This is a genomic window from Pseudomonas sp. Choline-02u-1, assembly GCF_002836515.1.
GTDB lineage: Bacteria > Pseudomonadota > Gammaproteobacteria > Pseudomonadales > Pseudomonadaceae > Aquipseudomonas.
The window spans coordinates 453,909-472,062 of sequence record NZ_PJBC01000065.1 but is presented as its reverse complement, the minus strand read 5'-3'; the positions used below and the strand labels follow the sequence as shown (position 1 = coordinate 472,062).

The 18,154-nt window shown below is 59.0% G+C and carries 16 protein-coding genes; 9 read left to right on the top strand and 7 right to left on the bottom strand.

What is annotated here, in order from left to right:
* Positions 1-9 precede the first annotated feature (9 nt).
* Positions 10-1,320 carry an FAD-binding oxidoreductase gene (locus tag CXF97_RS23780; protein ID WP_101161607.1) on the bottom strand — a complete coding sequence of 437 codons (1,311 nt, stop codon included), beginning with the start codon at positions 1,318-1,320 and terminating at the stop codon, positions 10-12.
* Positions 1,321-1,466: 146 nt separating this feature from the next.
* Here CXF97_RS23780 and CXF97_RS23775 point away from each other — a divergent pair, with 146 nt between their 5' ends.
* A complete protein-coding gene (locus tag CXF97_RS23775) occupies positions 1,467-1,820 on the top strand; it encodes a YkgJ family cysteine cluster protein (RefSeq protein WP_101161606.1) in 354 nt (117 codons plus the stop codon).
* Positions 1,821-1,904: 84 nt separating this feature from the next.
* Here CXF97_RS23775 and CXF97_RS23770 read toward each other — a convergent pair whose 3' ends face one another.
* Positions 1,905-2,393, bottom strand: a complete 489-nt coding sequence (locus CXF97_RS23770) for an Lrp/AsnC ligand binding domain-containing protein (protein ID WP_010465173.1) — start codon at positions 2,391-2,393, stop codon at positions 1,905-1,907.
* A gap of 153 nt (positions 2,394-2,546) precedes the next feature.
* On the opposite strand from CXF97_RS23770, the gene dadA reads away from it, so the two are divergent.
* The 5 genes from dadA (at position 2,547) to CXF97_RS23745 (ending at position 6,575) form a co-directional block, all read left to right on the top strand.
* Positions 2,547-3,851: a D-amino acid dehydrogenase gene (gene dadA, locus CXF97_RS23765; protein WP_071172120.1), complete on the top strand. Its 1,305-nt coding sequence runs from the start codon at positions 2,547-2,549 to the stop codon at positions 3,849-3,851.
* Entirely contained in the window at positions 3,823-4,176 is a 354-nt protein-coding gene (locus CXF97_RS23760; protein ID WP_101161604.1) for a RidA family protein, read from the top strand. The genes dadA and CXF97_RS23760 overlap by 29 nt, the downstream gene beginning before the upstream one ends.
* A gap of 93 nt (positions 4,177-4,269) precedes the next feature.
* Complete coding sequence (gene alr / locus CXF97_RS23755) at positions 4,270-5,343, top strand: alanine racemase (RefSeq protein ID WP_101161603.1); 1,074 nt, start codon at positions 4,270-4,272, stop codon at positions 5,341-5,343.
* 88 nt (positions 5,344-5,431) lie between these two features.
* Positions 5,432-5,980 carry a cupin domain-containing protein gene (locus tag CXF97_RS23750; protein WP_016772566.1) on the top strand — a complete coding sequence of 183 codons (549 nt, stop codon included), beginning with the start codon at positions 5,432-5,434 and terminating at the stop codon, positions 5,978-5,980.
* Positions 5,981-6,161: 181 nt separating this feature from the next.
* On the top strand, positions 6,162-6,575 hold the full coding sequence (locus CXF97_RS23745) for a cytochrome c5 family protein (RefSeq protein WP_039757383.1): 414 nt from the start codon (positions 6,162-6,164) through the stop codon (positions 6,573-6,575).
* A gap of 269 nt (positions 6,576-6,844) precedes the next feature.
* On the opposite strand, the gene CXF97_RS23740 is transcribed toward CXF97_RS23745, so the two are convergent.
* Positions 6,845-7,714 carry a hypothetical protein gene (locus tag CXF97_RS23740; protein WP_157830923.1) on the bottom strand — a complete coding sequence of 290 codons (870 nt, stop codon included), beginning with the start codon at positions 7,712-7,714 and terminating at the stop codon, positions 6,845-6,847.
* Between the two features lie 14 nt (positions 7,715-7,728).
* Positions 7,729-8,607 carry an ABC transporter ATP-binding protein gene (locus CXF97_RS23735; protein ID WP_101161599.1) on the bottom strand — a complete coding sequence of 293 codons (879 nt, stop codon included), beginning with the start codon at positions 8,605-8,607 and terminating at the stop codon, positions 7,729-7,731.
* Between the two features lie 296 nt (positions 8,608-8,903).
* On the opposite strand from CXF97_RS23735, the gene CXF97_RS23730 reads away from it, so the two are divergent.
* A complete protein-coding gene (locus tag CXF97_RS23730; RefSeq protein WP_101161597.1) occupies positions 8,904-10,826 on the top strand; it encodes an acetyl-CoA hydrolase/transferase C-terminal domain-containing protein in 1,923 nt (640 codons plus the stop codon).
* 132 nt (positions 10,827-10,958) lie between these two features.
* Here the strand turns inward: CXF97_RS23730 and CXF97_RS23725 are convergent, their stop codons facing one another.
* A complete protein-coding gene (locus CXF97_RS23725) occupies positions 10,959-11,531 on the bottom strand; it encodes a xanthine phosphoribosyltransferase (protein WP_016772573.1) in 573 nt (190 codons plus the stop codon).
* A 57-nt stretch (positions 11,532-11,588) separates the two neighbouring features.
* Complete coding sequence (rep, locus tag CXF97_RS23720; RefSeq protein WP_101161595.1) at positions 11,589-13,598, bottom strand: DNA helicase Rep; 2,010 nt, start codon at positions 13,596-13,598, stop codon at positions 11,589-11,591.
* A 272-nt stretch (positions 13,599-13,870) separates the two neighbouring features.
* Between rep and CXF97_RS23715 the strand changes: the two genes are divergently transcribed.
* Positions 13,871-15,541, top strand: coding sequence for a bifunctional diguanylate cyclase/phosphodiesterase (locus CXF97_RS23715; protein WP_101161593.1), 1,671 nt, complete (start codon positions 13,871-13,873; stop codon positions 15,539-15,541).
* 77 nt (positions 15,542-15,618) lie between these two features.
* Here the strand turns inward: CXF97_RS23715 and CXF97_RS23710 are convergent, their stop codons facing one another.
* On the bottom strand, positions 15,619-17,013 hold the full coding sequence (locus CXF97_RS23710) for a NorM family multidrug efflux MATE transporter (protein ID WP_101161591.1): 1,395 nt from the start codon (positions 17,011-17,013) through the stop codon (positions 15,619-15,621).
* A 160-nt stretch (positions 17,014-17,173) separates the two neighbouring features.
* Here CXF97_RS23710 and CXF97_RS23705 point away from each other — a divergent pair, with 160 nt between their 5' ends.
* Positions 17,174-18,094: a LysR substrate-binding domain-containing protein gene (locus CXF97_RS23705; protein ID WP_101161590.1), complete on the top strand. Its 921-nt coding sequence runs from the start codon at positions 17,174-17,176 to the stop codon at positions 18,092-18,094.
* Positions 18,095-18,154 lie beyond the last annotated feature (60 nt).

Sequence of the window (18,154 nt, the reverse complement as noted above, 5' to 3'; positions counted from 1 at the left end):
CCTGATTCGTCAGACCAACTCTTTCAGCCGATGCCATAACATCCCCAACGCCAACAACGGCGAGCGCAAATGTTTGCCGCCGGGGAAGGTGATGTGCGGCACCTTGGCGAACAGATCAAAGCCGCCGCCCTGTTGCCCGCTGATCGCCTCGGCCAACAGCTTGCCCGCCAAGTGGGTGGCATTCACGCCGTGCCCGGAATAGGCCTGGGCGTAATACACATTCGGCTGATCGGCGAGCCGGCCAATCTGCGGCAAGCGGTTGGCGCCAATGCCAATCATCCCGCCCCACTGATAATCGATCTTCACCCCAGCGAGTTGCGGAAACACCTCAAGCATCTTCGGCTGCATATACGCGGCGATGTCTTTCGGATCGCGCCCCGAATAATGGCAGGCGCCGCCGAACAACAAGCGTCGATCCGCTGACAGTCGGTAATAATCCAGGGCGACACGCTGGTCGCAGACCGCCATGTTCTGCGGCAGCAGGTCGTGGGCCTGAGCTTCGCTCAACGGCTCGGTGGCGATGATGTAGCTGCCTGCGGGCAAAACCTTGCCGCTCAATTGCGGATTCAGATCGTTGAGATAGGCATTGCAGCCCAGCACCAGGGTCTTCGCCCGCACCGAGCCATGTGCCGTGTACACCTTTACTTCGGGGCCGTAATCGATACGGGTCACTGCCGAACGCTCGAACAACTGCACGCCCAACTGCTGCGCTGCTGCCGCTTCGCCCAGCGCCAGATTCAGCGGGTGCAGATGCCCGGAACCCATGTCGATCAAGCCGCCGACATAGCGCTTGGAACCGACCACCGTGTGCATTTCACTGGCCTGCAACAGGCGGGTTTCGTAGCGGTAACCGAGGCCGCGCAACTCTTCGGCGTCTTCGGCAAAACCGTCGAGATCGGAAGGCTTGTTGGCGAGGTCGCAGTAGCCCCACGTCAAGTCGCAGGCAATGCTGAAACGTTCAACGCGCTGACGCACAATCTCCACGGCTTCAAGGCCCATGAGCTTCATCTCGCGCACGCCATCGGCGCCTATGACATTGGCGAACTGATCGAGGCCATGACCGACACCGCGAATCAGTTGTCCGCCATTGCGACCGCTGGCGCCCCAGCCGATCCTGTGCGCTTCCAGCAACACCACGCTGAAACCGCGCTCGGCGAGTTCCAGCGCGGTATTCAGCCCGGAAAAGCCACCGCCGACCACGCAGACATCCGCCACCACCTCGCCTTGCAGCACGGGATGGTCAGGCTGCGGCAGGCTGCTGGCGGCGTAGTAAGAGGCAACGTGGGGTTGGCTCGCGATGATCTGGGCGCGGGCGGTCATGGGCATCATCCAACGGCTGAGTGTCGAAAAAATTTGACGGAGCATAAGCCGCACGCCCGAACGTGAGCAACATCGGTCGGGCTGCGGTGTCTGGATGCGGGCTTTTGCGGCACAATCATCAGCCCGCCACTGTGGTTACTGTTTCGATGAGCTGCAACAGCCAGAAAATCCGCGCTCTGCGTCAGCAGATCCCCACGTTCGAATGCGTGCCGGGCTGCCACGACTGCTGCGGGCCGGTGACAACTTCGCCAGAGGAGATGGCTCGGCTGCCGCGCAAGACCCGCGCCGAGCAGGATGCGGCCCTCGAAGAGCTCAACTGTGTGCACCTGGGACCCAATGGCTGCACGGTGTATGAAGAGCGGCCGCTGATCTGTCGACTCTTCGGTACCACCAAGACCTTGCCGTGCCCGAACGAGCGGCGCCCGCTGGAGTTGATACATCCGAAGGTGGAAAAGCAGATCTTCGAGTACATGGCGGCGAACCGGCAGGTATTGGTGTAAAAGATCGCAGCCTTCGGCAGCTCCTACAGAAACGCGTTGCAATGTAGGGCTGCCGAGGGCGGCGATCTTTTGATCTTCAAAATTTCAATCCGGAATCGGCAGGCACAGGCTCTCTTTCACCTCTTCCATCACGATATAACTCTTCGACTCGCGCACATGCGGCAGCTTCAACAGAATGTCGCCGAGCAATTTGCGGTACGAGGCCATCTCGGAAATCCGCGCCTTCACCAGATAATCGAAATCTCCTGAGACCAAATGACATTCCAGCACATGTGGCAGCTTCAGCACCGCGCGTCTGAATTCTTCGAATGTGTCGCCGGATTTGTAGTCGAGACTGATCTCGACGAACACCAGCAGGCTACCCTTCAAATGCTGCGGATTGAGCCGGGCGTTGTAGCCCATGATGATCCCTTCGCGCTCCAGACGCCGCACGCGCTCGGTGCACGGGGTGGTGGAGAGGCCGACCTTTTCCCCCAGCTCGGTAAACGAAATACGCCCGTCGGCCTGCAGGATTCGCAGGATGTTGCGGTCGATCTTGTCCAGCTCACGTTTGGTCTGGGTGTTGGTACGCATAGGGGATGCGCCTCCGTGAAAAGGGTTTTTGCCGAGAATTGTCGCCAAATATAGGCGCTTATATAGTGAAAAGCACTGGCATTTCTTTTTTACACTGCGCCCATCATTGCTCTAACAAACAGTTCGGCGCAAAGCCGCGATGAGGGATTGAAAATGCGCGTCATGGTCTTGGGTAGCGGCGTCATCGGTACCGCCAGTGCTTACTATCTGGCGCGTGCCGGGTTTGAAGTGGTGGTGGTCGACCGGCAGCCCGCTGCGGCCATGGAGACCAGTTTCGCCAACGCCGGCCAGGTCTCGCCGGGCTATGCCTCGCCGTGGGCCGCGCCGGGCGTGCCGCTCAAGGCGATCAAGTGGCTGCTGCAACGCCACGCGCCATTGGCGATCAAGGCTACCGCCGACATCGATCAGTACCTGTGGATGGCGCAAATGCTGCGCAATTGCACCGCCAGCCGTTACGCGGTTAACAAGGAACGCATGGTGCGTCTGTCCGAGTACAGTCGCGACTGCCTCGACGAATTGCGCGCCGAAACCGGCATTGCCTACGAAGGTCGCAGCCTCGGCACCACGCAGTTGTTCCGCACCCAGGCGCAACTGGATAACGCCGCCAAGGACATCGCTGTGCTGAAAGAGTCCGGCGTGCCGTTTGAGGTTCTTGATCGTGCCGGCATCGCCCGCGTCGAACCGGCGCTGGCAGGCGTGACCGACATTCTCGCCGGCGCGCTGCGTCTGCCCAATGACCAGACCGGCGACTGCCAGATCTTCACCACCCGTCTCGCCGAAATGGCGCGCAAGCTCGGCGTGGAATTCCGTTTCGGCCAGGACATCCAGAAACTCGACTACGCCGGTGATCGCATCAACGGCGTTTGGATCGACGGCAAGCTGGAGACCGCTGACCGTTACGTGCTGGCGCTCGGCAGCTACTCGCCACAACTGCTCAAACCGCTGGGTATCAAGGCTCCTGTGTATCCACTCAAGGGCTATTCGCTGACCGTGCCGATCACCAATCCGGATATGGCGCCGACGTCGACCATTCTCGACGAGACCTACAAGGTCGCGATCACCCGTTTCGATAACCGCATCCGCGTTGGCGGCATGGCCGAGATTGCCGGTTTTGACCTGTCGCTGAACCCGCGTCGGCGCGAAACCCTGGAGATGATCGTCAACGACCTTTATCCTCAGGGCGGCAATCTGGCCGAAGCGAGTTTCTGGACCGGCCTGCGTCCGACCACGCCGGACGGTACGCCGATCGTTGGCGCAACACCGTTCAAGAATCTGTTTCTCAATACCGGCCACGGTACGCTCGGCTGGACCATGGCCTGCGGTTCCGGCCGTTTGCTCGCCGACCTGATGGCGAAGAAAAAGCCCCAGATCAGCGCCGAAGGCCTCGATATTTCCCGTTACGGCAACCAGACCCAGGAGTCCGCAAAACATGTCAATCCAGCGCCAGCTCACCAATGAGCGCATGAGCCAGATCGTCAGCCACAATGGCACTGTGTATCTGGCCGGGCAGGTCGGCGACGACTTCGACGCCGGAATTGAACAGCAGACCCGCGACGTACTGGCCAACATCGAACGTCTGCTCGATCTGGCCGGCTCGGACAAGCAGCACCTGTTGTCGGCGACGATCTACCTGAACGACATCCAAGCGCACTTCGCCGGGATGAACGCGGTGTGGGACCAGTGGCTGCCAAAAGGCGCCGCGCCGGCCCGCGCCACCGTCGAAGCGAAAATGGCCAAGCCGAGCATTCTGGTGGAGATCTCCATCGTCGCCGCGCTGCCATAACGTTTTAAAGATCCCTCTCCCGGTGCTGTTGGTGGTCCATACCGTCAGCCAGCGCCGGTTTTTCTTCCCATGCCCGCCCAGAAGTCTGCCGCCATGCGTCCTGCCCGTGCCCTGATCGACCTTCAAGCCCTGCGTCACAACTACCGAATAGCCCGCGAAGTCACCGGCGCCAAGGCGCTCGCGGTGATCAAGGCGGACGCTTATGGCCATGGCGCGGTACGTTGCGCCCAGGCGCTGGAAGCCGAGGCGGACGGCTTTGCCGTGGCCTGCATCGAAGAAGCACTGGAGCTGCGCGCTGCCGGGATTCGTGCGCCGGTACTGTTGTTGGAGGGCTTCTTCGAAGCTGACGAGCTGGCGTTGATCGTCGAGCATGATTTCTGGTGCGTGGTGCATTCGCTGTGGCAGCTCGAAGCGATCGAGCAGGCAGTCCTGAGCAAACCGATCACGGTATGGCTCAAGCTCGATTCCGGCATGCACCGCGTCGGCCTGCATCCGAAAGATTATCCAGCGGCCTATCAGCGTCTGCTGGCCAGCGGCAAGGTGGCGAAAATCGTGTTGATGAGCCACTTCGCCCGCGCTGATGAACTGCACGCGCAGAGCAGCGCCGAGCAGGTCGCGGTGTTCGAAACGGCACGTCAGGGCCTGGCGGCGGAAGTCAGCCTGCGCAACTCGCCAGCCGTGCTCGGTTGGCCAGACATCAAAAGTGACTGGGTACGCCCGGGCATCATGCTCTACGGCGCGACGCCGTTCGAAGAAGCCAACGCCTTCGCCGAACGCCTGCAACCAGTCATGACCCTCGAATCGAAAGTCATCAGCGTGCGTGAATTGCCGGCCGGCGAACCGATCGGCTATGGCGCCAGATTTATCACCGACAAGCCGATGCGCATCGGCGTGGTCGCCATGGGTTACGCCGACGGCTACCCGCGCCAAGCCCCGACCGGCACACCCGTATTGGTGGCCGGCAAACCCAGCCGCCTGCTGGGGCGTGTGTCGATGGACATGCTCTGCATCGACCTGACCGATGTGCCGGAAGCGGGCCTCGGTTCTACTGTCGAGCTGTGGGGCAAAAATATCCTCGCCAGCGACGTAGCGAAATGGGCCGAGACTATTCCGTATCAGATCTTCTGCAACCTGAAACGGGTGCCAAGGCTCTATTCCGAGGGTTGACGCCGCTGCGGGGGCCAAGTGTTGTAAATACTGAACGCTGTCGCCATGATAACGCTCAATATTCTTACAGCATCAGGAGGCTCCTGCCTTGGACGTCGGTGAACGACTGCAATCGATTCGCAAGCTCAAAGGGCTTTCCCAGCGTGAACTCGCCAAACGCGCGGGCGTCACCAACAGCACCATTTCGATGATCGAAAAGAACAGCGTCAGCCCATCGATCAGTTCGCTGAGAAAGGTGCTCGGCGGGATTCCCATGTCGATGGTTGAGTTCTTTTCCGAAGAGATCCTGCAGGACCAACCGACTCAGATCGTCTACAAGGCCAACGAGCTGATCGACATCTCCGACGGCGCCGTGACCATGAAACTGGTCGGCCGCGCGCACCCCAGCCGCGCCATCGCCTTCCTCAATGAAATCTATCCGCCGGGCGCCGACACCGGCGAAGAAATGCTCACCCACGAAGGCGAGGAAACCGGGATTCTGGTTGAAGGTCGCCTGGAGCTGGTGGTGGGGCTGGAAACTTTTATTCTCGAAGCTGGCGACAGCTACTATTTTGAAAGTACCAAGCCGCATCGTTTCCGTAATCCGTTCGACGTTCCGGCGCGACTAATCAGCGCAGCCACGCCGGCGAATTTCTAAGCAAGAGGCGCCAGGCCATCGCGGCGAAGGCACCCGGACCGTTTTACCGATGGGCAACAAGACCCCTTTAACCATGGGGTTGTTTCAGTACAGCGGCCTACCCGCTATACTTGCGCCCGCCTGCGAACCGTGGCCGCAGGCGTGAATAGCCACCATTGAGGGTGAACGCGTGAACCTAATTATGAAAATGCTGGCTGCACCAGCAACCGTACTGGCCCTCTGGGCTGTCAGCGCTCAAGCTGCGACGAATGACGATATTGCCAAACGCCTCGAGCCCGTCGGCCAGGTGTGTGTTCAAGGGCAGGAATGCAAAGGCATGGAAGTGGCTGCGACCGCTGGCGGCGGTGGCGGGGCGAAGGCACCTAAAGATGTGATCGCCAAGCACTGCAACGCTTGCCACGGCACAGGCCTGCTGGGCGCGCCGAAAATCGGCGACAAGGCCGCCTGGAAAGAGCGCGCCGATCATCAGGGTGGCCTGGACGGCATCCTTGCCAAGGCCATCACCGGCATCAACGCCATGCCGCCAAAAGGCACCTGCGCCGATTGCTCCGATGAAGAGCTCAAAGGTGCGATCAAAGAGATGTCCGGTCTGTAATCAGCGGCGCCTTCGAAAAAACCGTCTCAGGGCGGTTTTTTTGTGCCCGCAATCTCACGGCATGTTTTTCGTGAGATAGGCACCGGCCGAAATGAGCACCGCTTTGTACACAGCGTAAGCATCGGTATCTTCCGGCATTTTTTGCTCGCAACGCCCTCCCGATATCTGCCTCAGATCACATCCCGGGATCGACATGATGAGGGGAGAGTGAGTGGCGGTGATGAATTGCCCAAGGCTTTGAAGCGGTGTTGAACAGCGTCTCCATCGCTTCACCGTGCGACAGGCGACACCCCTCTGAAGATTCTATCGACGGATACCTTCACGCCAATCATGGTTATGCCGAGCCTTATCGAACTCGTACTGGCTATGGTGAAAATTCCGATATAGCCAAGACAGGCAATGAGGCGCTCGCCAAACAGTTCCGGTGTTGCAGTGGCGCTGAATAAAATGACCGATACCGTCCCCGCCGAGATGGCCAGTTCCGGCCAGAAGGACTGTATGGTGCTCTCTTTCTGGTACTTGTAACGCGCTCGTACGGTGTCCTTCAGATAATCGCAACTTTTGGAAAGTTGAATTTTCGCCTCGTGGCTGGATAGTTTGAAAATATCAATGAGCGACCCCTTATATAATTCTTCGTTGGACATTTCTGCTTCATATAGACGTTGGATCAAGGGCTTGGCAAACCTCAACTGCACACACGTTAATAAAACAATAAAAGCGATGGGCAGGAAAAAGTAGACGTTTTGCCTAAGCAGAATATAAGCTGCGGAAAACGCCAAAATGCAGGAGCCGAAAAGGTGGATTGCGTCATGAATGACGGAGGCAATTTTTTCGGCATCTTCCTTTATCATTGTTACGCGAGAGCATAATGGAGGCGGCCGTTCATCATGCACAATGAAGTTGATAAGGATAAAGCGAGATCTCACTTCCATCAGCGTTGCCAAGGAGCTGCCCAGAGTTTGCATTGACAGCTTGGCTAAAAGAGCTGCGATAAGAACAATATAAAACTCAGCGCTAATAGCGCCGGCGATGAGAGCAGTCAGGCTTTTGGCGACGACTGATGGTATTAGCAATTGACATACGGCGGCTAAAGTTAGGCAAATTACCGAAAGGACAAAAACGATCAGGTTTTTTCGCACGCATATAAACATAGTCAATGGCCCTCACGCTGTAGCCCGTAACTGCGAATCCGACTACGTCTGTAAGATGCCTCTCTGCTCGAGTAATAGATGGATATCAGTGACATCACCGGACTGAGCACGCGCTCAAGGTAGATGGTTGAGGCAAGAATAGCGCCTATATTCGAATCGCCGGTACTGAGCAGATGTGCCGCAACCAATAATAAAACCACAATCGCTATCAGGTAACATGAGCTTGAAATTGATTCGAAAGTCGATGCTTTGAGGTTTGAACGAAAAGCGAGGCGTTCGATGTTTTTTATACTGAGCTTGACCCTGTCGGTATAGGGTGTTGAATTGTATAAATGCTCGCAGATGGTGCCAACTGTTACGGTATTCTCTTGAACATAATCAGCAAAAAGTGAACTGCTGTTTCCTCGAGTTAGAACATATGTTGCAGTGGCATAAAGGAGGCCGCTAAGCGGCGCGAGTGCCAGAAGTGGATGGTAGTGGGCAGTCACCCAGAGCGCAGCGATGATGATGCAGAAGTTCAGTGATACATCAAAATAAATTGAATGATATAGATACATCGAGCCATCAACGTCGCCATCGATCAGTTCGATCTGCTCGCCTGGTTTTTGCGTGTGCTCGACATGTTTGTCTAGCAAGTGAGTCAGTATCATTTTTTTCAAGGTATACCTTGTGCTCGCAATGGTCCTCTGCAAGTAGATATTGGCTGTCAGTTTTAGGGGGGGAGTGGCGATAATGAACAGCGAGGCGCTGGCGAGCGTATATAAATACAAGTTGTCGCCGGCAAGATAAGAATTAACTGCGTTGCCGATAAGATAAGGTGATGCGCTCGTAAGGATCGAAATGCCCAGGCCGAAGCAGCAAAGTACCAGATTTTTTTTCATTGGGGGTCTCTGCTTCGGATATTAACGGTTAATTTTCTGAAGAGCATTTTGATCATGTGTTCAATGCTAGCGATGTTTGAAATAAGTTCAATTCAGACGCGTCCGGTAATTTCGCGTGATTGAATTACAGGGGATGTAGGAAAACTAGTTGTACGTGTGTAAGGTGGGTCGCTTGCCGAGCTAGCGCGCTGATTCGCCTTCTGTCGAACCTTTTTCGCGCCAATCGCCTTCCCTCGGAAGTAATTCCCCGGCAATCTCGGTCTACCCCTATCAACGGAACGGGCGGGAGGCTTCAGATGGTGCAGTTGTGTTCGATCGAACAGGCAGTGGACGACGTACTGGCACGCTTGCCTGCGCACATCCACATGGGCCTGCCGCTGGGGCTGGGCAAGCCGAATCACTTCGTCAACGCGCTGTACCGGCGCATCACGGACCTGCCCGAGCGGCAACTGACGATCTATACCGCGCTGTGCCTCGGTCGGCCGAATCTGGGCGATGGCTTGCAGAAGCGCTTCATCGAGCCCTTCGTCGAGCGGGTGTTCGGTGATTATCCGGAGTTCGATTTCCTCGCCGATCTGCAGCGCGACAGCCTGCCCGCCAACATCCGCATCCAGCAGTTCTTCATGCAGCCCGGCAGCCTGCTCAACAGCGCGCCGGCGCAGCAGGATTACGTCAGCAGCAATTACAGCCATGCCGCCCGCGACATCAACGCCGCCGGGCTGAATCTGGTGGCGCAATTGCTCGCCAGCAGCAGCGAACACCCTGATCGCTTAAGCCTGAGCTGCAACCCGGACATCACCCTCGACCTGTTGCCGATGATCGCCAAGCGCCGCGAGGCGGGGGAGACCATTGTGCTGGTCGGCCAGGTGCATACGGATCTGCCGTACATGCCCGGCGATGCGGAAGTCGACATCGACACCTTTGATCTGCTGGTCGACGAGAAGGACAGCAGCACGCTGTTTTCCACGCCGAACATGCCGGTGGGCTTCCAGGATCATTTCATTGGTTTGCACGCCAGTACGCTGGTGCGCGATGGCGGCACGTTGCAGATTGGTATCGGTTCGATGGGTGATGCGTTGACCGCTGCGTTACTTGCTCGTCAGGCCGATAACGCTGGTTATCAGGCGTTGCTCGATGACATCAACCTCAGCCAATGGGCGCGATTGATCCAGCGCGAGGGCGGCACCGCGCCATTTGCCAAAGGCCTTTATGGTTGCAGCGAGATGTTCGTTAACGGCCTGCTGGTGCTGGCGGATGCCGGGATTATTCGGCGCAAGGTCTATCCGGATGTGCCGACGCAGGAGCAGGCCAACGCCGGCACCCTCGACGAAGCTGCCCAGCCTGACGGCGTCTCGGTGCACGGCGGCTTCTTTCTGGGCCCGCGCAGTTTCTATGAACGGCTGCGCGAGTTGCCGCAAAGCAAATTGCTTGAATTCAACATGACCCGCATCAGCTACATCAACGAGTTGTACGGCCAGGAAGAACTCAAGCGCTTGCAGCGCATCGATGCGCGCTTCATCAACACCGTGTTCACCATGACCCTGCTCGGCGCCGGCGTGGCTGATCAACTCGAGGACGGCCGCGTGCTCAGCGGTGTCGGTGGGCAGTACAACTTTGTTGCCCAAGGCCATGCGCTCGAAGGCGCGCGATCAATGCTGATCCTGCGCAGCTGGCGCGAGTCCGGCGGCGAGGTCAGTTCCAATATCGTCTGGGATTACGGCCACTGCACGATTCCGCGGCACCTTCGCGACATCGTCGTCACTGAGTACGGCATCGCCGACCTGCGCGGTAAATCCGATGCGGCTGTGATCGAAGCGCTGCTCAATGTCAGCGACTCGCGTTTTCAGCCGGGGCTGATCGAACAGGCGCAGAAGGTTGGCAAGCTGCCAAAGGATTTTCGCATCGATCCACGGTTTGCCGAAAACACGCCGCAACGCTTGCAGGCGATTGCCGCGCGGCACCCGAATCTGTTTCCGGAGTATCCGCTGGGCTGTGATTTCACCGCGATCGAGCGCGATCTGCTGCGCGCGCTGAACTGGCTGAAGAGCAAGTTCAAGCTGACCGAAATTCTGGAATTGGGCAAGGCAGCGCTGGATGCGCCGGAGGCGTCAGCGTTCCCGGAACATCTTGAGCGGATGCAACTGACGAATCCGGAAGGCCTGAAAGATGAGCTGTACCAACGCCTGCTGCTTACCGGCCTGCAAGCCACCGCACAATAAAGGCTCACCGCAAAACCTGTAGGAGCTGCGGCACGCTGCGATCTTTTGATCTGTTTGAAGATCAAGATCAGGATCAAAAGATCGCAGCCTCGTTTCACTCGACAGCTCCTACAGGGGAGCGGTGGTGTGGCGTTACTCGATGAAGGTAACGACGCCATCCTTCAGCGATTGCACGCGAGCCAGCGATTCAACGCGGTAGCCCTGCGAGTCCAGTTCGGCGCGGCCGCCCTGGAAGGACTTCTCGATGACGATGCCCAGACCGGCAACGGTGGCGCCGGCCTGTTTGATGATCGAGATCAGCGCTTGCGAGGCCTTACCGTTGGCCAGGAAGTCGTCGATGATCAGCACGCGGTCGCTGCTGGTCAGGTGGCGTGGGGAGATGGCCACGGTGCTTTCGGTCTTTTTGGTGAACGAATACACGGTCGCCGACAGCAGGTTTTCAGTCAGGGTCAGCGACTGTTGCTTGCGGGCGAAGATCACCGGCACGCCGAGGTTCAGACCGGTCATGATCGCCGGGGCAATCCCTGAGGCTTCGATGGTGACGATCTTGGTGATCCCCGAATCCTTGAACAATGCGGCGAATTCGTCACCGATCAGCTTCATCAGGGCCGGGTCGATCTGGTGGTTCAGGAAAGCGTCGACTTTCAGGACCTGATCGGAAAGCACGATGCCTTCTTCGCGGATTTTTTTGTGCAGTGCTTCCACAACAGCTTCCTCTGTTGGCGCGATGGGCGCCGAAGGTAGATTAAAAAGTAGTCGATTCTAGCGCTTTAACATCGCGCGTATATCGGCCAATGCGCTATTACCACGCACGGCTTTGACTTCAGTCGGGGTGTCGTCGTTGCCTTCCCAGGCCAGATCGTCTGGCGGCAGCTCATCCAGAAAGCGACTCGGCGCGCAGTCGATGATTTCACCGTACTGCTTGCGCTTGGCAGCGAAGGTGAAGGCCAGGGTCTGGCGGGCGCGGGTGATGCCCACGTAGGCCAGGCGGCGTTCTTCTTCGATGGTGTCGGCTTCGATGCTGGAACGGTGCGGGAGGATTTCCTCTTCCATGCCCATGATGAATACGTAGGGGAATTCCAGCCCTTTGGAGGCGTGCAGCGTCATCATTTGCACACCTTCGGCACCGTCCTCTTCTTCCTGCTGGCGCTCGAGCATGTCACGCAGCACCAGTTTGCCGATGGCGTCCTCGACGGTCATCTCGCCGTCTTCGTCTTTCTCAAGGGTGTTTTTCAATGCCTCGATCAGGAACCAGACGTTGCCCATGCGGTAGTCCGCAGCCTTGTCGCTGGAGCTGTTGGTACGCAGCCAGTTCTCGTAGTCGATGTCCATGACCATGCTGCGCAGCGCCGAGATCGGATCTTCGCCGGCGCACTGCTCGCGCACCTTGTCCATGAAGCGCTTGAAGCGCGCCAGGCGATCGGTGAAGCGGCTGTCGAGATGTTCGCCGAGGCCGATCTCGTCGGTGGCGGCGTACATCGAAATCTTGCGTTCGGTGGCGTAGTTGCCAAGTTTTTCCAATGTGGTCGAGCCGATCTCGCGGCGTGGCACATTGATCACCCGCAGAAAGGCGTTGTCGTCATCCGGGTTAACGATCAGGCGAAAGTAGGCCATCAGGTCCTTCACTTCCTGGCGACCGAAGAAGCTGTTGCCGCCGCTGAGGCGATACGGCACCTGATGGTGCTGCAGCTTCAATTCGATCAGCTTCGCCTGATAGTTGCCGCGATAGAGAATCGCGAAATCGCTGTACGGGCGGTCGGTGCGCAAGTGCAGGCTGAGGATTTCCATGGCCACGCGCTCGGCTTCGGCGTCCTCGTTGCGGCAGCGGATCACGCGGATCTCGTCGCCGTGGCCCATCTCGCTCCACAGCTGTTTTTCGAATTCGTGCGGGTTGTTCGAGATCAGTACGTTGGCGCAGCGCAGGATGCGGCTGGTGGAGCGGTAGTTCTGCTCGAGCATCACAACTTTCAAGGACGGATAGTCGTCCTTGAGCAGCATCAGGTTTTCCGGCCGCGCGCCACGCCAGGCGTAGATTGACTGGTCATCGTCACCCACCACGGTGAACTGGTTGCGCTTGCCGATGAGCATCTTCACCAGCAGGTACTGGCTGGCGTTGGTGTCCTGGTATTCGTCGACGAGCAGGTAGCGCACCTTGTTCTGCCACTTTTCGAGAATGTCGGCATGTTCTTCGAAGAGTTTCACCGGCAGCAGGATCAGGTCGTCGAAGTCCACCGCGTTGAACGCCTTGAGCGTGCGCTGATAGTGGGTGTAGACAATGGCGGCGGTCTGCTCTTTCGGGTTACGCGCGTTTTCCAGGGCCTGGGGCGGCAGGATCAGGTCGTTTTTCCAGGCGCCGATCATGTTCTTGATCTCGTCGACGCCGTCGTCGCCTGCGTATTCCTTCTGCATGATGTCGGTCATCAGCGCTTTGACGTCGGTCTCGTCGAAAATCGAGAAACCGGGTTTGTAGCCCAGCCGCGCATGCTCCTTGCGGATGATGTTCAGGCCCAGGTTGTGGAAGGTGCAGACCGTCAGGCCGCGCCCTTCGCCGGCACGCAGCAGGGTGCCGACCCGCTCTTTCATCTCGCGCGCGGCCTTGTTGGTAAAGGTCATGGCGACGATGTACTGGGCGCGGATGCCGCAGTTCTGGATCAGGTGCGCGATCTTGCGCGTGATCACGCTGGTCTTGCCGGAGCCAGCACCGGCGAGCACCAATAGAGGGCCGCCGACGTAGTTCACGGCTTCTTGCTGCCGGGGATTGAGTCGGGACATACGAAAATTCGGGAGTCGTTGACGAAATGGGCCGGCATTTTAACAGGCTCAGCGATTTGTGCTGCTCTGTCCGACTTGTGACGCAGCACGCGATTCGGATTTGCCGGTTTTGTTACTTTCACGCAGGATGCGCGGGGATTTTGCGGCTAATGTTCTCGTTCGTGACACAAAATAACGTTTCGATGCCGTTGTCATCAGACAACACATTGGTCATTGTTCAGCACAACGGCATAATGCCCCGCCTACATCATTGCAGAGTCTAGGGAGTCAGCTTGTCTACGCCTGTCGAACCCTTGCGTTTGCTGCTACTGGCCGAAGAGCCAGCGTGGACGGCGTTGTTGCGTGAGTGTCTGGCTCCGATGGGGAGCGCGGCGGTGCTCATCAGCGCACCGAACTGGGATTCGGTCAGCCGCCTGTTCGAGGACAACCGCCACGCGGTACTGCTGACCCTGCCGGCATTGCAACCGGCGCCCGGACGTTGCAGTTTGCCGACCGTTCTGCTGCTGGAGCACGAACCGGCCACCGCGCCGGTCGGTGTCAGCGACTGGCTGGTATTCGGCGCCCTCGACGCCGGCATGCTCCAGCGTTGTCTACGCCATGTGCGCGAGCGCGGCGTGCTGGAAAACACCCTGCAGCGCCTGGCCGAACAGGACCCGCTGACCGGTATCGCCAACCGTCAGGGTTTCCAGACCTTGCTCACCGCACGTCTTGCCGAAGGCGACGGTCGCGGCCTTGCCCTTGGGCATCTGGATCTTGATAACTTTCGCCATGCCAACGACGCTCTTGGTCACCAGGCCGGCGATCGCCTGATCCTGCAAGTCGTCGCGCGGCTGAAAAGTCAGCTGGAGGCCGGCGATCAACTGGCGCGTCTGGGCAGTGATGAATTTGCTTTGCTGATCGACACCCGCCGCGCGCCGCAACGCGCCGAGTGGATGGCTGAACGCATTACCGAGGCGTTGGCCGAACCGTATTGGGTCGATGGCGAAAGCCTGCTGATCGGCTCCAGCCTCGGCATCGCCCATGCCCGCGCCAATGGCGGTGCCGATCCATTGATGTGGCACGCGCACATCGCCATGCAGCAGGCCAAGAGCACGCAAGGCTGCACCTTTCATATCTTCAACGAACGCATCAACCGCAACGCGCGAAGTATGGCCGACCTCGAAAGCGAACTGCGCCGGGCCTTGCGCCGCGATGAGCTGGAACTGCATTACCAGCCACGCCTGAATCTTGAGGATGGCCAGATTGTCGGCCTTGAAGCGCTGGTGCGCTGGCGACACGGCGAGCGCGGTTTGCTGCCACCGAGCGAATTCGTGCCGTTGGCCGAGCAGAGTGGTCTGATCGTGCCGCTGGGTTACTGGGTGATTGCCCGGGCCCTGCGCGATATGCAGGCCTTGCGCGAACAGGGTCTGGCACCGCTGCACATGGCGATCAACCTGTCGTTCCGGCAGTTTCAGGACAGCCAGTTGCTGCCGACGCTCAGCCGCCTGATTGGCGAACGCGGCGTCGAGGCGCAGTGGCTGGAGTTCGAACTGACCGAAACCGCAGTGATGCGGCGCAGCGATCTGGTCAAACAGACCATGGACGCCCTCGGCCGTCTCGGCGTGCGCTTCTCACTGGACGATTTCGGCACCGGGTTCTCCTCGTTTGTGCACCTCAATAGCCTGCCGATCACCTTGCTGAAGATCGACAAGAGTTTTGTCGGCGGCATGGAGCAGCGCGAAGAGAACCGGAAACTGGTGCACGCGATGATCAACCTCGCACACAACCTGCACCTTGAAGTGGTTGCCGAAGGGGTCGAGACGGCGGAGCAGCTGGAATTGCTGCGCGGGTTCGGTTGCGATCAGGTGCAGGGTTACCTGATCAGCCGACCGCTGCCGCTGGAGGATCTGGTGGAATATCTGACCTTTGGAGCCAGTCAGCAGGCTTCGGTGGAAGCCATTTAAAGATCGCAGCCTTCGGCAGCTCCTACCTTGGAATGTGTTCCCTTGCAGGAGCCGCCGAGGCTGCGATCTTTTTGATCTTAATCTGCTTCGATGGCCTCGAACCTCTCTGCAATCGGCTCGCGCCGAATCATCCGCTGCATCTTCCATTCGAACGCCAGGGTCAGGCTCACCGCCGCGCACGCCAACCCCAACGCCAGACCCCACCAGACGCCCGTCGGCCCCCAGTTGAGGTGGAACGCCATCCACCAGGCCGCCGGCGCGCCAATCAGCCAATAGCAAGCGAGGCCCACGAGAAACGTCGTCTTGGCATCCTTGAGCCCACGAATGCAGCCCATGGCAATTGTCTGCGTGCCGTCGAACAATTCGAACCACGCCGCAACCGCCAGCAGGCTGACCGCCAGACGGATGACCTCGGCAAACGCCGGGTCGTTGTGGTCGAGAAACAGGCCGACCAACTGATTCGGCCACAGCCAGAACACCAGGGCAAAGCCGAGCATCACCACTGCGCCAAAGGCGATGCCGACACGCCCGGACATGCGCGCATCAACCAGTTGCCCGGCGCCGTAATGTTGGCCGACGCGCATGGTAATGGCATAGGACATGCCGGCCGGGACCATGAACGCCACCGACACGATCTGCAGTGCGATCTGATGCGCGCCCATTTGCGTACTGCCCATGGTGCCCATGCACAGCGCGGCAAAAGCAAACAGCCCGACTTCCACCGCATAGGTGCCGCCAATCGGCAGGCCCAGGCGCCAGAGTTCTTTCAGGTATTGCCGGTTCGGCCGCGACAGACCAGCGCGCAATGGATAAGCGTCATAGGCCGGGTGCCGTCGAATGTGCCAGGCCAGCGTTAACGCCATGCAATTGGCGACGATCGCCGTGACCAGACCGATGCCGGTCAGACCCAGTTGCGGCAGGCCGAACATGCCGGTGATCAATGCGTAGTTGAGCAGGAAGTTGGCCACGGTGCCGGCGAGGCTGATGACCATCACCGGCGTCGCCCGGCCGATTGCGCTGGTAAAGCCGCGCAGGGCCATGAAGCTCAGATAACCGGGCAGCGCGAAGGGCAGAGCGATGAGGAATTGCCCGGCGGCGTCGACGTTGGTTTCGGTCTGGCCGAACAGCAGCAACACCGGTTTGAGGTTCCACAACAACAGCCCGGCGCCGAGCGCCATCAGCCAGGCCAGCCACAACCCGGCCTGCGTCAGGCGCGCGGCGCCGATGATGTCGCCAGCACCCTGACGGATGGCCACCAGCGTGCCAACCGCTGCAATCACGCCAATGCAGAAGATCGACACGAACGAGTAGCTCGCCGCACCGAGGCCGCCGCCGGCCAGCGCTTCTGGACTCAAGCGCGCCATCATCAGAGTGTCGGTCAGCACCATCAGCATGTGCGCCAACTGCGAAGCAATCAGCGGCCCCGCCAGCCGCAAAATGGCCCAGAGTTCGGTACGCACAGGATGCTGCATGGTCATCACCACCCAAATATCAGAGGGAACAGAAGAGCATGGATTCTCGGCGCTTGGCAGACTTTGCACAAAGGGATAAAAAGGATGGGTTGCATGAGTAATACTCATCCTGAAACCTCTTGGCCACATTGGTCATATCCCCGTTCCTGGAGCTTTGCGTATGTCCCGACGCCTTCCGCCGTTGTATGCCCTGCGCGCATTCGAAGCGGCAGCGCGACACAGCTCGTTCACTCGCGCAGCAGAAGAGCTATCGATCACCCAGAGCGCGGTCAGTCGGCACATGCGCACCCTCGAAGAACACTTCGCCTGCCGGCTGTTCCATCGCAGCGGGCGCAACCTGCAACTGACCGAATCGGCGCGGCTGCTGTTGCCCGGGATTCGCGAAGGCTTTGCCGCCCTTGAACGCGCCTGCAATACCTTGCGTGCCGAGGACGACATCCTGCGCATGAAGGCGCCTTCAACGCTGACCATGCGTTGGCTGCTGGCGCGGTTGAGTCGCTTCCGCCACTTGCAGCCGGGCAATGAGGTGCAGTTGACCAGTGCGTGGATGGACATCGATTCGGTGGACTTCAACAACGAACCTTTCGATTGTGCGGTGTTGCTCAGTGATGGGCATTTCCCGCCGGATTGGGAAGCGAGCCTGCTGTTTCCCGAGGAGCTGATTCCGGTCGGCGCGCCGAACCTGCTCAATGACAAACCCTGGGACGTGGCGCGCCTGGCGAGCGCCGAACTGCTGCATCCGACCCCGGATCGCCGCGACTGGCGCAGCTGGCTGGAGCGCATGGGCCTGTCTAATCAGGTATCGCTGAAGGGTGGGCAGGTATTCGACACCCTGGAGCTGGGCATGATCGCGGCGGCGCGTGGCTATGGCGTTTCCATGGGTGATTTGTTGATGGTTGCCGAAGATGTCGCGCAAGGTCGCTTGAGTCTGCCATGGCCGACTGCCGTGGCCAGTGGCCTGAATTATTATCTGGTGTGGCCAAAACCGCGTCCGGGAGGTGAACGTTTGCGCCGTCTCAGTGACTTCCTGCAAGGCGAAGTCCGCGCCATGCAATTGCCGGCGGTAGAGCGCTTGAGCTGAAACGTTCGAGCCGGCACAATGCCACTACTGCGCCATACCCTCGCAAAGTGCTCAAGTATT